General features: G+C 37.4%; 1 rRNA gene. It reads left to right on the top strand.

Annotation, left to right across the window (positions count from 1 at the left end):
• A 16S ribosomal RNA gene (locus H5S41_RS00530) occupies positions 1-57 on the top strand; the annotation flags it as partial.
• Positions 58-238 lie beyond the last annotated feature (181 nt).

Raw genomic sequence — 238 nt, 5'->3', positions numbered from 1 at the left:
GGGGTGAAGTCGTAACAAGGTAGCCGTAGGAGAACCTGCGGCTGGATCACCTCCTTTCTAAGGAATAAAACGGAACCTACACAACGGAGAAACTTTGTTTAGTTTTGAGGGGTTTACCCTCAGAGCTTGTACTTTGAAAACTAAATACTATCTAATTTCTTTATTAACAAAACAATAAACCGAGAACACCGCGTTATTTGAGTTTTAATTAACGAATATAATCGCTAACTCAATTAAT

It is taken from the genome of Limosilactobacillus albertensis (assembly GCF_014145555.1).
Classification (GTDB): Bacteria; Bacillota; Bacilli; order Lactobacillales; family Lactobacillaceae; genus Limosilactobacillus; species Limosilactobacillus albertensis.
This window is presented reverse-complemented; position numbering and strand designations above follow the sequence as displayed.